The sequence below is a fragment of the [Zimmermannella] faecalis ATCC 13722 genome (genome assembly GCF_000381765.1).
GTDB lineage: Bacteria > Actinomycetota > Actinomycetes > Actinomycetales > Microbacteriaceae > Gulosibacter > Gulosibacter faecalis.
The window spans coordinates 204,071-218,030 of sequence record NZ_KB907079.1 but is presented as its reverse complement, the minus strand read 5'-3'; the positions used below and the strand labels follow the sequence as shown (position 1 = coordinate 218,030).

At 67.1% G+C, this 13,960-nt stretch carries 14 protein-coding genes and 1 pseudogene; 13 read left to right on the top strand and 2 right to left on the bottom strand.

The window, feature by feature from the left end; genetic code table 11:
• Nucleotides 1–728 (bottom strand): annotated as a pseudogene (locus tag G328_RS0109100) (DUF222 domain-containing protein); the annotation flags it as partial.
• 635 nt (nt 729–1,363) lie between these two features.
• On the opposite strand from G328_RS0109100, the gene infA reads away from it, so the two are divergent.
• The 13 genes from infA to glmM all read left to right on the top strand — a co-directional run bounded on the left by infA (nt 1,364) and on the right by glmM (nt 12,476).
• Nucleotides 1,364–1,585 carry a translation initiation factor IF-1 gene (infA, locus tag G328_RS0109095; RefSeq protein WP_019619037.1) on the top strand — a complete coding sequence of 74 codons (222 nt, stop codon included), beginning with the start codon at nt 1,364–1,366 and terminating at the stop codon, nt 1,583–1,585.
• A gap of 82 nt (nt 1,586–1,667) precedes the next feature.
• Nucleotides 1,668–1,781 (top strand): 50S ribosomal protein L36, encoded by a 114-nt coding sequence (gene rpmJ / locus G328_RS0109090; RefSeq protein WP_019619036.1) that lies wholly within the window; start codon nt 1,668–1,670, stop codon nt 1,779–1,781.
• Between the two features lie 169 nt (nt 1,782–1,950).
• The gene (gene rpsM / locus G328_RS0109085; protein ID WP_019619035.1) at nt 1,951–2,325 is read left to right on the top strand and encodes a 30S ribosomal protein S13; all 375 of its coding nucleotides are present in this window, start codon (nt 1,951–1,953) and stop codon (nt 2,323–2,325) included.
• A 50-nt stretch (nt 2,326–2,375) separates the two neighbouring features.
• On the top strand, nt 2,376–2,774 hold the full coding sequence (gene rpsK / locus G328_RS0109080; RefSeq protein ID WP_019619034.1) for a 30S ribosomal protein S11: 399 nt from the start codon (nt 2,376–2,378) through the stop codon (nt 2,772–2,774).
• A gap of 158 nt (nt 2,775–2,932) precedes the next feature.
• A complete protein-coding gene (locus G328_RS0109075; protein WP_019619033.1) occupies nt 2,933–3,928 on the top strand; it encodes a DNA-directed RNA polymerase subunit alpha in 996 nt (331 codons plus the stop codon).
• Nucleotides 3,929–3,972: 44 nt separating this feature from the next.
• On the top strand, nt 3,973–4,542 hold the full coding sequence (gene rplQ, locus G328_RS0109070; RefSeq protein ID WP_026339776.1) for a 50S ribosomal protein L17: 570 nt from the start codon (nt 3,973–3,975) through the stop codon (nt 4,540–4,542).
• Nucleotides 4,543–4,626: 84 nt separating this feature from the next.
• A complete protein-coding gene (gene truA, locus G328_RS0109065) occupies nt 4,627–5,511 on the top strand; it encodes a tRNA pseudouridine(38-40) synthase TruA (protein ID WP_019619031.1) in 885 nt (294 codons plus the stop codon).
• Between the two features lie 101 nt (nt 5,512–5,612).
• Nucleotides 5,613–7,907 (top strand): carbon starvation CstA family protein, encoded by a 2,295-nt coding sequence (locus G328_RS0109060; protein WP_019619030.1) that lies wholly within the window; start codon nt 5,613–5,615, stop codon nt 7,905–7,907.
• Entirely contained in the window at nt 7,904–8,125 is a 222-nt protein-coding gene (locus tag G328_RS0109055; RefSeq protein ID WP_019619029.1) for a YbdD/YjiX family protein, read from the top strand. Before G328_RS0109060 ends, G328_RS0109055 begins: the two co-directional genes overlap by 4 nt.
• A 92-nt stretch (nt 8,126–8,217) precedes the next feature.
• Nucleotides 8,218–9,942 (top strand): ubiquinone-dependent pyruvate dehydrogenase, encoded by a 1,725-nt coding sequence (gene poxB / locus G328_RS0109050; protein ID WP_026339774.1) that lies wholly within the window; start codon nt 8,218–8,220, stop codon nt 9,940–9,942.
• Between the two features lie 190 nt (nt 9,943–10,132).
• The gene (gene rplM / locus G328_RS0109045) at nt 10,133–10,576 is read left to right on the top strand and encodes a 50S ribosomal protein L13 (protein WP_019619027.1); all 444 of its coding nucleotides are present in this window, start codon (nt 10,133–10,135) and stop codon (nt 10,574–10,576) included.
• 26 nt (nt 10,577–10,602) lie between these two features.
• The gene (gene rpsI, locus G328_RS0109040) at nt 10,603–11,091 is read left to right on the top strand and encodes a 30S ribosomal protein S9 (RefSeq protein ID WP_019619026.1); all 489 of its coding nucleotides are present in this window, start codon (nt 10,603–10,605) and stop codon (nt 11,089–11,091) included.
• Between the two features lie 14 nt (nt 11,092–11,105).
• The gene (glmM, locus tag G328_RS0109035; protein WP_019619025.1) at nt 11,106–12,476 is read left to right on the top strand and encodes a phosphoglucosamine mutase; all 1,371 of its coding nucleotides are present in this window, start codon (nt 11,106–11,108) and stop codon (nt 12,474–12,476) included.
• Nucleotides 12,477–12,568: 92 nt separating this feature from the next.
• On the opposite strand, the gene G328_RS0109030 is transcribed toward glmM, so the two are convergent.
• Entirely contained in the window at nt 12,569–13,867 is a 1,299-nt protein-coding gene (locus G328_RS0109030) for a hypothetical protein (protein WP_019619024.1), read from the bottom strand.
• Nucleotides 13,868–13,960: the final 93 nt, after the last annotated feature.

Below are 13,960 nucleotides of genomic sequence, written 5' to 3'. Positions count from 1 at the left end.
CGGGCGTCGGCTTCGAGCCCGTCCTCCCCGCGGCGCTCAACTGCTTCGGCTTTCGCGACCTCGGCCATCGCCTGCGCGTCACGTGACAGTCGTTCGTGGATCGCTGCTGCGGTCGCCGCGGGGAGGTACGCGGTGAGGTAGGTCATGCCGTAGTCGTCTTGGTCGACGAGGACGCGTCGTTGTGCGAACGCGGCTTTGTGGGCGCGTTCGAAGTCTTCGCGCGCGAGTTTCGCGGCGAGTTGTTTCGCGAACGACTCGGTTTGCGGCACGGTGTGGGTCTTCGCGTACCGGAGGACTTCCTTGCCGTATCGCTCGTAGTGCCGCTCCGCTACGGGCGTGTGCTGTCGGAGCATCGCGTTGACGTGCCCGACCTGCACCGCAGCTTCGGAGAGCGCGTCGTGCCAGTAGGGGAACTTCGTGAACAGGTCGTTCGCGTTGTGCGCGCGGTTCATGAGGGAGTTGTCGGTGAGTTGCGCGTCGCACGCGAATTCACCGGCGACGGATCGCAGGTGCCACCGGAACGTCTGATCACGCTTCGTTGCGGCGACCGCCGGCCCGCAGTCACGCTTCGTGTAGGCCTGCGCGGTGCGGTAGATCGTGGCGTACGTCGTGAGGTCTGACGCATCAACGGCGGCGCGCGTGCGCAGGTCGGCGTGGAAGCGTTCGAGCGCCGCGCGCAGGCTCTCGTCAGAGAGGTCATCGCCGTACTCGGGTGCCGTGTTGGTCATCTCGGTCGCCTCCTTCCGCTCCTGTTTGCCTTGCTTGTAGTCGACCACGACCCTGCGACATTTCCTGACGTCGCCGCATCCGCGCGCCCATCCCTCTGATCTCCGCTGACTGACGGGAATTTGCGGCTTTCGCGCTGGAAATGTCGCAAGTTGCCGTCAGTCGGCGGTGAGGGGTGGGGTGGAGGCGCTGGATCGTCAGCTCACCGTGACCGTGCGACATTCGCTGGCGTCGCCCCCCATCCACTCGCGCCCATCCGTTTGATCTCCGCTGACTGACGGGAACTTGCGGCTTTCGGCTTGGAATAGCCGCAAGTTGCCGTCAGTCGGCGGGGGCGGGGCGCGGTGAGGGAGAAGGCGTTGGAACCTCGACACACCACGAGCCTCGGACATGGAATCCGACGAGTTTGCCCGAGTGTTCGACGCGTATGTCGCGCCTCCCGCGCCCTGGCGCGGCGAAGTGCTACGCTCGGGGCGTCTGGAGTTCGATGCACAGTCCGAACTCCCACTTGCGATTCCACGGAGCGCCAGCCTATAGTTGAAAGTCGGCTTGTCGCGCCTGCTTCCGGTATGTCTGCGGCAGAGTCGATTTCCGCATGACTGGCATGCGGCGAACTACAGCAAGCGACAGTGAGGCTATGGCCAAAAAAGACGGCGTCATCGAGATCGAAGGCACGGTCATCGAAGCATTGCCGAACGCAATGTTCCGTGTCGAACTTTCCAATGGACACAAGGTCCTCGCACACATCTCCGGCAAGATGCGGCAGCACTACATCCGCATCCTCCCCGAAGACCGAGTCATCGTAGAGCTCAGCCCCTACGACCTCACGCGTGGCCGCATCGTCTACCGCTACAAGTAGCCTGCAGTTCGTCTCGGCCAGATAAGGAACGGCCGGCGCACTTCCGCGTCGGCACGAGGCCAGCGAAGAAAGAAGAACAGACATGAAGGTCAAGCCTTCGGTAAAGAAGATGTGCGACAAGTGCCGTGTGATCCGTCGTCACGGCCGCGTCATGGTCATCTGCGACAACCCGCGTCACAAGCAGCGCCAGGGCTAGTCGCGGGCGGTCCAGCCGCCGCGCATCCCACCGCTTCGGCGGTGAAGACAACTCAATATTGCAATCGCAACGGCGAGAACCGATCGCACCGCGGTCGGGGACACCTCCGGGCACGAGGCCGGGGCCCAGCTGTTGCACCACACCTCTCACCATCTAGGAGCACACTCCAATGGCACGTCTCGCAGGCGTAGACCTCCCGCGCGAAAAGCGCGTCGAGGTCGCACTCACCTACATTTACGGCATCGGCCGCACCCGGGCGCTCAAGTCGCTCGAGGTCACCGGCGTCGACGGCAACACCCGCGTGAAGGACCTCAGCGACGAGCAGCTCGTCGCCCTCCGCGACCACATCGAAGGCACCTACCAGGTTGAGGGTGACCTTCGCCGTGAGGTCGCCGCCGACATCCGCCGCAAGGTCGAAATCGGAAGCTACCAGGGTATCCGCCACCGTCGTGGCCTCCCCGTGCACGGTCAGCGCACGAAGACCAACGCGCGCACCCGCAAGGGCCCGAAGCGCACCGTCGCCGGCAAGAAGAAGGCGAAGTAACCCGTCCGCACCGCGGATGTGAGTGAACCGAATTTCGTAGGAGAGAAGAATTGGCTACCCCCAAGAGCGCTGCGCGCAAGCCGCGCCGCAAGAGCAACAAGAACGTCGCCGTCGGCCAGGCGCACATCAAGTCGACGTTCAACAACACCATCGTGTCGATCACTGACACCACCGGCGCCGTGATCAGCTGGGCATCGTCGGGTGCCGTCGGCTACAAGGGCTCGCGCAAGTCGACGCCCTTCGCCGCGCAGCTCGCCGCCGAGTCGGCTGCCCGCCAGGCGCAGGAGCACGGCATGAAGAAGGTTGACGTCTTCGTGAAGGGTCCGGGTTCGGGCCGCGAGACGGCAATCCGTTCGCTGCAGGGCGCGGGCCTCGAGGTCGGTTCGATCACCGACGTCACCCCGCAGGCGCACAACGGCGCCCGCCCGCCGAAGCGCCGTCGCGTCTAACGCCCCCGGTCGCCCTCCCTCAACCGAGGGCAGGGCGACCTTCCGGCGCACGCCGGACACTGCCTGTCTTTCGCACAACTACCTACCTGAAGTGAGGCACCTCCTCACGATCACGCCAAGCGTCATATAGCGGACGCTTTGCCGAAAGGAACCACACAGTGCTCATTGCACAGCGCCCCACCCTCACCGAGGAAAACGTCTCGGAGTACCGTTCGCGCTTCGTCATCGAGCCGCTCGAGCCCGGCTTCGGCTACACGCTCGGCAACTCGCTTCGTCGCACCCTGCTCAGCTCGATTCCGGGCGCGGCCGTCACGAGCATCCGCCTCGACAACGTGCAGCACGAGTTCACGACCATTCCGGGCGTGAAAGAGGACGTCACCGAGATCATCCTCAACATCAAGCAGCTCGTTGTTTCGAGCGAGCACGACGAGCCGATCACCGCGTACCTGCGTAAGACGGGTGCCGGCGAGGTGACCGCTGCCGACATTTCGGCTCCGGCCGGTGTTGAGATTCACAACCCCGACCTCGTGATCGCGACGCTGAACGACGACGCGAAGTTCGAACTCGAGCTCACGGTCGAGCGCGGCCGCGGCTACGTCTCGGCGCAGCAGAACCGGAACGAGTACTCGGAGGCCGGCCAGATTCCGGTCGACTCGATCTACTCGCCCGTGCTCAAGGTCACCTATCGCGTCGAGGCCACCCGTGCCGGCGAGCGCACCGACTTCGACCGTCTCGTCGTTGACGTCGAGACCAAGCAGTCGATGCCCCCGCGTGACGCGGTTGCGTCGGCTGGCGGTACGCTGGTCGAGCTGTTCGGGCTCGCGCGCGAGCTCAACGTCGAGGCCGAGGGCATCGAGATCGGCCCCGCGCCGGTCGACCAGGTCATCAACGAAGAGCTCTCGATGAGCATCAACGACCTCGACCTGTCGGTGCGTTCGTACAACTGCCTCATGCGCGAGGGCATCACCACGGTGTCGCAGCTCGTCGCACTGAGCGAGACGCAGCTCATGAACATCCGCAACTTCGGTCAGAAGTCGGTCGATGAGGTTCGCGACAAGCTGTCGAGCATGGGCCTGAGCCTCAAGGACTCGGTTCCCGGTTTCGAGGGCACGCACTTCTACGGTGCCGGCGAAGATAGCGGCGAGTACATCTAACCCGCGAAGTCGCGGAAACAAAGTTTCAGAAAGAGATCACGAGAATGCCTAAGCCTACTAAGGGTCCCCGCATCGGCGCCGGTCCCACCCACGAGCGCATGATTCTTGGCCAGATGGCCGCGCAGCTGTTCACGCACAAGCGCATCCAGACCACCGAGACTCGCGCCAAGCGCCTCCAGCCCGTCGCCGAGCGCCTCATCACGCAGGCCAAGCGCGGCGACCTGCACAACCGTCGCAAGGTGCTTGAGACGATCACCGACCGCGGTGTCGTGCACGAGCTCTTCACCGAGATCGCGCCGCTCGTTGCCGACCGTCAGGGTGGCTACACGCGCGTCATCAAGACCGGCTTCCGCAAGGGCGACAACGCGCCCATGGCGGTCATCGAGCTCGTGCTCGAGCCCGTCACGCCGAAGACCAAGGCCGCTCCGGCGACCGAGGCACCCGTCGTCGAAGACGACGTCGTGACCGAGGACGTCGAGGCCGAGGCCGCCGTCGAGGCGGAGGCCGCTGAGGCTGCCGCCGAGGTCGAGACCGACGAGACCGTCGACGCCGACGTCGCTGACGAGGCCGTCGAGGCCGAGGCGACCGACGAGGCCGCCGACGAGACCAAGTAGTTCGTCGCGCACGCAAACAGGGCGGGCCCGGGAGATCTCCCGGGCCCGCCCTGTTTGCGTGCGCCGATGAGGCAGGATGGATGCATGACGGTACGCGTACGCCTTGACATCGCCTATGACGGCACGGCGTTCAGCGGCTGGGCCACGCAACCCGGGCTGCGCACCGTGCAGGGCACGCTCGAGGAGGGCCTGCGCATCCTCTACCGCAGCCTGCCGCCGCAGGGCCCGCTGCTCACGGTCGCGGGCCGAACGGATGCGGGGGTCCACGCGACGGGGCAGGTCGCGCACCTCGACCTCGACGACGAGGTGTGGGCCGGCACTGCTCGCGGCCGCGACAACGACGACCCCGCGGCCGCGCTCGTGCGCCGCATCGCGGGCATCCTCGGCGCCGAGAGCGACGTCGTCGTGACCGGCGCGCGCCACGTGACCGGCGACTTCGACGCCCGCTTTTCGGCGGTGTGGCGCAGCTACGAGTACCGGCTCGCCGACGCGACGTCGCGCCCGAACCCGCTCGAGCGACACCGCACGACGGTCGTGCGCCGCGAGCTCGACCTCGAACGGATGAACGCGGCGGCAGAGCTCCTGATCGGGCTTCACGACTTCGCGGGCTTCTGCCGCCCACGCGAGGGCGCGACGACGATCCGCACGCTCGAAGAGTTCCACTGGGACGAGCTCGAGCGGGGCGTCTACCGGGCACACATTCGCGCCGACGCGTTCTGCCACTCGATGGTGCGTTCACTGGTCGGGATGTGCGCGGCGGTGGGGCAAGGGAGGCTCGGGCTCGACCGCGTGCCCGAGATTCTTGAGGAGCGCACGCGTTCGAATCGGTTCACGGTGCTCGCGGCGAAGGGCCTCACGCTCACGGAGGTCGGGTACCCCGACGAGTCGCAGCTTGCCGCGCGACAGGAGCAGACGCGCGCAAAACGGCCGGCGGAGGTCGTCGACATAGCACGCTATCGACGCCAGTAACTGACAATTCGCAATATTCACTACACTTGTGGTCGCGCCGGGTACTTCGGCGTCGAATCGACTCAATTTCTGAGACAACGTCGTACTGAGAGCGAGATGACATGACTGCGATCGATGAATCGCGCGCCCACGAGCCCGGACAAAATCCGGTTGAGTGGGACGAAACCAAGCTCGAAACCCCGAGCGGATATCCCGTGGCCGGCGCCGACGCCGCCGCGCTCGACCGGGCGAAGAAGTGGACCCCGGGCAAGATCGCCACGTGGGTGATCATTGCCCTGCTCGGTGGGCTCGCCTGGACCATGCTCGCCGTCGTGCGCGGCGAGACCGTGAACGCGATCTGGTTCGTGTTCGCCGCCGTGTGTACCTATCTCATCGGCTACCGCTTCTACGCGAACTACATCGAGAAGCACCTGCTGCGCCCGAACGACCACCGGGCGACGCCCGCCGAGTACATGGCGAACGGCAAGGACTTTGTCGCGACCGATCGCCGCGTGCTCTTCGGCCACCACTTCGCGGCGATCGCCGGTGCCGGTCCGCTCGTCGGCCCCGTGCTTGCCGCGCAGATGGGGTACCTGCCCGGCACGATCTGGATCATCGTTGGCGTCGTGCTCGCCGGCGCGGTGCAGGACTACCTCGTGCTGTTCATCTCGACCCGCCGCCGCGGCCGCTCGCTCGGCCAGATGGCGCGCGATGACCTCGGTCGCGTCGGCGGCATCGCCGCGATCCTCGCGACGCTGAGCATCATGATCATCATCGTCGCGATCCTCGCGCTCGTGGTCGTGAACTCGCTCGGCGACAGCCCCTGGGGTGTCTTCTCGGTCGGCATGACGATTCCGATCGCCCTCTTCATGGGCGTCTACCTGCGGTACCTGCGCCCGGGCAAGATCATGGAGGTCTCGCTCATCGGCTTCGTGCTGCTGCTCGCGGCGATCATCGGCGGCGGCCAGATCTCTGCCACCGAGTGGGGCGCGGAGTTCTTCCACCTCGACCACGCGACGATCGCCTGGGCGATCATCATCTACGGCTTCGTCGCCGCGATTCTCCCCGTGTGGCTGCTGCTCACGCCTCGCGACTACCTCTCGACGTTCATGAAGATCGGCGTCATCGTCGTGCTCGCGATCGCGATCGTGGTCGTGCGCCCCGAGATCGAGGTGCCGGCGATCAGCGAGTGGGCGGGCCGCACCGACGGCCCCGTCTTCAGCGGCGCGCTGTTCCCGTTCCTCTTCGTGACGATCGCGTGTGGCGCACTCTCGGGCTTCCACGCGCTTATCTCGTCGGGCACGACCCCGAAGATGGTGCACAAGGAGCGCCAGACGAAGTTCATCGGTTACGGCGGCATGCTCATGGAGTCGTTTGTCGCGATCATGGCGCTCGTCGCCGCGGTGTCGATCGACCGCGGCCTCTACTTCGCGATGAACTCCTCGGCCGCGGCGACCGGCGGCACAATCGAGGGCGCGGCGGCATTCGTGAACTCGCTCGGCCTGCAGGGCGTGCACGTTGACGGCTCGTTCCTGCAGCAGATGGCGGAGGACGTCGGTGAAGAGACAATCGTCTCGCGCACGGGTGGCGCGCCGACCCTCGCGATGGGCATCGCGCACATCATGCACAACATCACGCCGGGGCTCATGGGCTTCTGGTACCACTTCGCGATCATGTTCGAGGCGCTCTTCATTCTCACGGCGGTGGATGCGGGCACGCGCGTCGCGCGCTTCCAGCTGCAGGAGGCGCTCGGCAACTTCTGGCCGCGCATCAAAGACAACAACTGGCGCATCGGAGTGTGGCTCACGACCGCGATCATGGTCGCGGGCTGGGGCTACATCCTGCTCCTCGGCGTCACCGACCCGCTCGGCGGCATCAACACGTTCTTCCCGCTGTTCGGTATCGCGAACCAGCTGCTCGCGGCGGTTGCGCTCGCCGTCGTCACGGCGGTGCTCGCGAAGCGTGGCCGCAAGATGTTCAAGTACCTCTGGATTCCGGGCATCGCGCTCGTGTTCGACCTCGTCGTGACGATGGTCGGCTCCTGGTACAAGATCTTCTCGCCGGTGCGCAACATCGGCTACTGGGCGAACCACTTCGCGACGAAGGCCGACATTGACACGGCGCTCGCGGCCGACCCGAACGCCGACGTCACGGCGCTCGAGGCGACCGTGCGCAACACGGCGGTGCAGGGCTCGCTCTCGGTGCTGTTCGCGATCCTGACGCTCGTCGTCGTGGGTGCGGCGCTCGTGAAGATCGTGCAGGCGTGGCGAAACGACGGCCTACCGACGACCGAGCCGAAGCCGACCGCCTCGAAGACGTTTGCTCCTGCGGGCATCATCGCGACGGCGCCCGAGAAGGAGCTCATGGCCGAGTGGGATGCGCTGCCCGAGAGCAAGCGGGATCGGACCCTCGAATGAGTTCGGCATCGACGCAGGCGAGTGGCCTCGGGCGCATCCGCGCCTGGGTCGCCGCCGCGGGCTGGTACCTCAACGGCATGATGGGCGGGCACGCGTACGAGCGCTACGTGAACCACCTGCGCCGCGAGCATCCCGAGGCGGAGCCGATGACTGAGCGGGAGTTCTGGCGCGCGAAGGCGCGCGAGGAAGACGAGAACCCCTCAGCCCGCTGCTGCTAGCAGCCCCTCGCGGCTCCCCACGAAACCCCCGCGGTTTCCCACTCAACTGCGGGTGGCAGGATGGGAGCGTTCGGCAACCTGAAGGAGCGGGCATGGCTACAGTGGCGCAGAATCTCGTCGACAACCTTCGAGCGAACGGCGTGCGGCGCGTCTACGGCGTGCCGGGCGACTCGCTGAACGGCTTCACCGACGCGATCCGCAAAGACACCGAGGTCGAGTGGGTGCACGTGCGGCACGAAGAGGCCGCCGCCTTCGCCGCCGCGGCCGACGCCGAGCTCACGGGTGACCTCGCGGTCTGCGCCGGCAGCTGTGGCCCCGGCAACCTCCACCTCATCAACGGGCTCTTCGACGCGCAGCGCTCGCGCGTGCCCGTGCTCGCGATCGCCGCGCACATCCCGAGCGAAGAGATCGGCTCGAACTACTTCCAAGAGACGCACCCGCAGGAGCTGTTCCGCGAGTGCAGCGTCTACACCGAGCTCGTGTCGTCGGTCGAACAGATGCCGCGCGTGCTCGAGATCGCGATGCGCGCCGCGGTCGAGCAGCGGGGCGTCGCCGTCGTCGTCCTGCCCGGCGACATCGCCCTGCAGCAGGCGGTCGACGAGAGCGAGCGCCTTGTGCGCGCGACGACTCCGCGCATCCTGCCGAGCGAGGCCGAGCTCGATGAGCTTGCCGAGCTGCTGAACGGCGCGACCCGCCCGACGATCCTCGCGGGCGCCGGTGTCGCGGGCGCGCACGACGAGGTCGTGGCCCTCGCCGAGACGATCGGGGCGCCGATCGTGCACGCGCTGCGCGGCAAGGAGCACATCGAGCACGACAACCCGTACGACGTCGGCATGACCGGCCTGCTCGGCTTCAACTCGGGCTACCGGGCGATGGAAGACTCCGACGTGCTGCTCATGCTCGGCACCGACTTCCCGTACCAGCAGTTCTACCCGAAGCGCGCGAAGATCGCGCAGGTGGATATTCGGGGCGAGCAGCTCGGTCGGCGCACGCCGCTCGACCTCGCGCTCGTCGGCGACGTGGGGGAGACGCTGCGCGCGCTGCAGCCGCTGCTGAAGCGCAATCGCAAGCGGGCGCACCTGAACGACGCGGTGAAGCACTATCAGCGCACGCGCAAGCAGCTCGACGACCTCGCGACCCCGTCGCGCGGCAAGCGGCCGATTCACCCGCAGTACGTCGCGCGCCTGCTCGACGAGCTCGCGAGCGACGACGCCGTGTTCATCCCCGACGTCGGCTCGCCCGTCGTCTACGCCGCACGCTACCTCGGGTTGAGCGGCGACCGCCGCCTCATCGGCTCGTTCAGCCACGGCTCGATGGCGAACGCGCTGCCGCACGCGATCGGCGCCCAGGCGGCGTTCCCCGACCGGCAGATCATCGGGATGGCCGGCGACGGCGGCCTGTCGATGCTCCTCGGTGAGCTGCTCACGGTCACCCAGAACAACCTTCCTGTGAAGCTCGTCGTCTTCAATAACTCCTCGCTCAACTTCGTCGAGCTCGAGATGAAGGCGGCCGGCTTCGTCACGTTCGCGACCGATCTCGAGAACCCCGACTTCGCGAAAGTAGCCGAGGCGGTCGGGATTCGCGCCTGGCACGTCGAGGAGTCGAAGGACCTCGAGGGTGCGCTCCGCGAGGCCCTCGCGCATCCCGGCCCCGCGCTCGTTGACGTGGTCGTCGAGCGGCAGGAGCTCTCGATGCCGCCGGCGATCACCGCCGAGCAGGTGAAAGGGTTCTCGCTCTACGCGATTCGCACCGTGCTCTCGGGCCGTGGCGACGAGCTGCTCGACCTCGCCCGCGCGAACTTCCGCCAGCTGTTCTAGCCGCTGCGCATATCCGCTCCCGCTGCGACCATTGCAAATGCTTGTCGGCGTGTCGTAACATGGTCAGGTTGCCCGTTCGCGCGGGCATCGAAGTGGACCCTCAACAGGGGAGTTCGCGCGGGTTCACCGCACGAACTGCTCGACCGAGTGGGACTCACGAACAATCCCTTCGAACGAAAGATGCATTGCTATGCGTACTTACACGCCCAAGGCAGGTGAGATCGCCCGCGAGTGGTTCGTCATTGACGCAACCGACGTCGTGCTCGGCCGTCTCGCCTCGCACGCTGCCACGCTGCTGCGCGGCAAGCACAAGGCAACCTTCGCTCCCCACGTCGACACCGGCGACTTCGTCGTCATCGTGAACGCCGACAAGGTCGCGCTCACCGGTGCGAAGCTGGAGCAGAAGAAGGCCTACCGTCACTCGGGTTACCCGGGTGGCCTCCGCGCCGAGAGCTACACCGAGCTCCTCGAGAAGCGCCCGGAGCGCGCCGTTGAAAAGGCGATCCGTGGCATGCTGCCGAAGAACTCGCTCGGCCGTGACCAGCTCAAGAAGCTCAAGGTGTACGCGGGTCCTGAGCACCCGCACGCGGCTCAGCAGCCGAAGCCCTACACCTTTGACCAGGTTGCCCAGTAGCGGCACAACGACGAAGGACTGAGATAGTGGCGACCATCGCAGACTCCCTGGAGGAGCAGCCCACCAACTTCAGCACCGAGACTCCGGCCTCGGAAGCTGTTGACACCACCCCGCGCCCCGCACTCACCGTGTCGGGCCAGGCCGTCGGCCGTCGCAAGCAGGCAGTTGCCCGCGTGCGTGTCGTGCCCGGCACCGGCAAGATCACGGTCAATGGCCGTGCCCTTGACGCGTACTTCCCGAACAAGCTGCACCAGCAGCTCATCAACGACCCGTTCACCGTGCTCGAGCTCGGTGGCGCGTACGACGTCATCGCGAAGATTCACGGCGGCGGCCCCTCGGGCCAGGCCGGTGCGCTTCGCCTCGGCATCGCTCGCGCGCTCAACGAGATCGACCGTGAGCACAACCGCCCCGAGCTGAAGAAGTCGGGCTTCCTCACGCGCGACCCGCGCGTCAAGGAACGCAAGAAGGCTGGTCTCAAGAAGGCCCGCAAGGCTCCGCAATACTCGAAGCGCTAACGAGAAGGGCCATCATGGGTCGACTTTTTGGGACCGATGGCGTTCGCGGGCTTGCCAACGAACGCCTGACAGTAGAACTCGCAGTCGGCCTGGCCCAAGCGGCCGCCGTCGTGCTCGCGCGGGAATCGCGCGAGCGCGGCGAGCGGCCCGTTGCGGTTCTCGCGCGAGACCCGCGTGTCTCGGGCCAGTTCATTGGCGCGGCAGTTGCCGCAGGGCTGGCCTCCGCCGGTGTCGATGTCTTCGACGCCGGCGTTATTCCGACGCCGGCGGCGGCATTCCTCACCGCTGACGTCGACGCCGACTTCGGCGTCATGATCTCGGCGTCGCATAATCCGGCGCCCGATAACGGCATCAAGTTCTTTGCCCGCGGCGGCAAGAAGCTCGCTGACGACCTCGAAGATCAAATCGAGGCCCAGCTTGAGCTCGAACAGCTCCGCCCGACGGGTGACGGTGTCGGCCGCATCGAGCGATTCGCCGATGCCGAAGACCGCTACGCACTGCACCTGCTCAGCTCGCTGCCCGTCGTGCACGACGACGGCCGGCCCCCGCTCGACGGCCTCCACGTCGTCATCGACGGCGCGAACGGCGCCGCCGCGGGCGTTTCGCCGCAGGTGTTTGCCGACGCCGGCGCCGAGGTGACGCTCATCGGCGGCGAGCCCGACGGGCTCAACATCAACGACGGGGTCGGCTCGACGCACCTCGACAAGCTTCGCGAGACCGTGCTCGCGCTCGGCGCGAACCTCGGCATCGCCCACGACGGCGACGCCGACCGCTGCCTCGCGGTCGACGCGAACGGTGAGGTCGTCGACGGCGACCAGATTCTCGCGATCCTCGCGCTCTGGCTCAAAGAGCGGGGGATGCTCAAGGACGACACGCTCGTCGCGACGGTCATGTCGAACCTCGGCCTGCGCCTCGCGATGAAGGAGCACGGCATCACGCTGCTCGAGACGAAGGTCGGCGACCGCTACGTGCTCGCCGAGCTCAACGAGCGCGAGCTCGCCCTCGGCGGCGAGCAGTCGGGGCACGTGATTCTTACGCGCCACGCGACCACGGGTGACGGGGTGCTCACGGGCCTCCTGCTCGCCTGCGTCGTCGCCTCGACGGGCAAGCCGCTGCACGACCTCAAGCAGGTCATGAAGGTGTATCCGCAGGTGCTCGTGAACGTTCGCGGCGTGCGCAAAGACGAGTGCACGACGAACGACGCCGTGCAGGCGGCGGTGCAGAGCGTGTCAGAGACCCTCGGCGAAACGGGCCGCGTGCTGCTGCGCCCCTCGGGTACCGAGCCGGTCGTGCGGGTCATGGTCGAGGCCGAGACCGACGAGGCGGCGCGCGAGCACGCCGACACCCTCGCGAAGGTCGTGAAGCTCGAGCTCGCGCTCGCCTAGGCGCATCCAAACCACATACGACCGCGGCCCGGCAACTCGATGTTGCCGGGCCGCGGTCGTTCGGACGGGTGCGGGGTTCTACTCCTCGAGACCTACTCTTCGAGGTCACCCGAGACGAGCGCGAGCTCGTTGCTCGCGTGGGGGAGCGTCGCGGTCTGCGTGACCTCGCCGCTCGTGTAGTCGACGACGCTGACCTCGCTCGTGTCGGGGTTCGTGACGTAGACGTAGCCGCGGTGCTGGGTGATGGCGGGATGCGCGGTCTGCCACTCCTCGGGCACCTCCCACTCGTCGGTCACCTCGATTTCGCGGATGAGCTCGCCCGAGTCGGCGTCGAACACGCGCAGCACGCCGTCGGTGCCGAGCACGAGCGCCTCGCCGTCCTCGCCGCGGGCCAGGCCGCGCCACGTGTAGGTGCTGCCGGTGTCGACGAGCTGGATCTCTTCATCGACCGTGTCGATGAGCGAGATCTGCGTGAGGCCGTTGCCGCCGTCGGGGTCGGTCTTGTAGTCGCCGAGCACGACGTTCGAGTCGGTGGCCGTGAAGGCGTTGCCGATGCGGCCGAAGTCGTCGGGCGAGGTGATCTTGTGGAAGTGGTCGCCGTGCGAGAGCAGGGCGCCGTCTTCGCAGCCCGCGAGCACGAGGTCGCTGCCGACCGTCGTCTCGCCGTGAATGCCGGGGCACTCGTCGCTCGAGGCGATGACGTTGCCGTAGGCGTCGATCACCATCGCGCCGCTGCGCGACTCCTCGTCGCCGACCGTGACGAACATCGTGTCGTCGGCGAGGGGTACGGCGACGCCGTGGTGGGCCTCGTCGGTCGTGTACGTGCTGAGCGGGTCGAGCGACCCGGCCTCGACCTGCTCGGTGAGGGCGGCCGTGTCGAGCACCGTGACGTTGCCCGTGCCGTCGTCGAACAGGGCTGTCTTGCCGTCGTGGTTGACGACGTGGCCGGGGGTGTCGGCGTCGACGAGCACGTCGGTGAGCTGCGGCTCCGACGTGTACGAGTGCGTGTGGTCGCCGTGCGGCTGCGTGTACGTGCCGAGGTCGAGCACCGCCCATCCGCCCGTCGTCGAGACGTAGACGTGCCGGCCGTCACCGGCGGGGTTGACGCGGTTGAAGCCCTCGATCGGCAGGTCGGCGACGACCTCGAGGCTCGTCGCGTCGACCACCATGATGCCGCCATCGTAGGTGAGGGCGAGGCGCGGCTGCGGGCCCGAGGCCTCGGTCGCCGCGTCGTCGTGGCCGTGCTCGTCGTGATCGTGGTCGGCGTGCTCGTCGTGCGCGGCGGTGGATGCGGTCGTCGCGGGCTGCGCGGCCGAGCAGCCGGCGAGTGCGAGGGCCGCGAGCGCGGCCGCCGCGGCGAACGGGGCGCGCTTCGTAAGGAATGCTGCCATCGAGGCGGGTCCTTCCTAGGACATGTGTCGGGTGGATCTGCCGCGGGCGCGGCTTCGCACAGCCTATTCACAAGTGATAATCGTTATCAAATA

Bases quoted from the DNA above. Each gene is read 5' to 3' on its own strand.
- truA (WP_019619031.1), top strand. From the start codon at position 4,627: ATGACGGTACGCGTACGCCTTGACATCGCCTATGACGGCACGGCGTTC.
- rpmJ (WP_019619036.1), top strand. From the start codon at position 1,668: ATGAAGGTCAAGCCTTCGGTAAAGAAGATGTGCGACAAGTGCCGTGTG.
- infA (WP_019619037.1), top strand. From the start codon at position 1,364: ATGGCCAAAAAAGACGGCGTCATCGAGATCGAAGGCACGGTCATCGAA.
- G328_RS0109060 (WP_019619030.1), top strand. From the start codon at position 5,613: ATGACTGCGATCGATGAATCGCGCGCCCACGAGCCCGGACAAAATCCG.
- glmM (WP_019619025.1), top strand. From the start codon at position 11,106: ATGGGTCGACTTTTTGGGACCGATGGCGTTCGCGGGCTTGCCAACGAA.
- rplM (WP_019619027.1), top strand. From the start codon at position 10,133: ATGCGTACTTACACGCCCAAGGCAGGTGAGATCGCCCGCGAGTGGTTC.
- G328_RS0109030 (WP_019619024.1), bottom strand. From the start codon at position 13,867: ATGGCAGCATTCCTTACGAAGCGCGCCCCGTTCGCCGCGGCGGCCGCG.
- poxB (WP_026339774.1), top strand. From the start codon at position 8,218: ATGGCTACAGTGGCGCAGAATCTCGTCGACAACCTTCGAGCGAACGGC.
- G328_RS0109055 (WP_019619029.1), top strand. From the start codon at position 7,904: ATGAGTTCGGCATCGACGCAGGCGAGTGGCCTCGGGCGCATCCGCGCC.
- rplQ (WP_026339776.1), top strand. From the start codon at position 3,973: ATGCCTAAGCCTACTAAGGGTCCCCGCATCGGCGCCGGTCCCACCCAC.
- rpsM (WP_019619035.1), top strand. From the start codon at position 1,951: ATGGCACGTCTCGCAGGCGTAGACCTCCCGCGCGAAAAGCGCGTCGAG.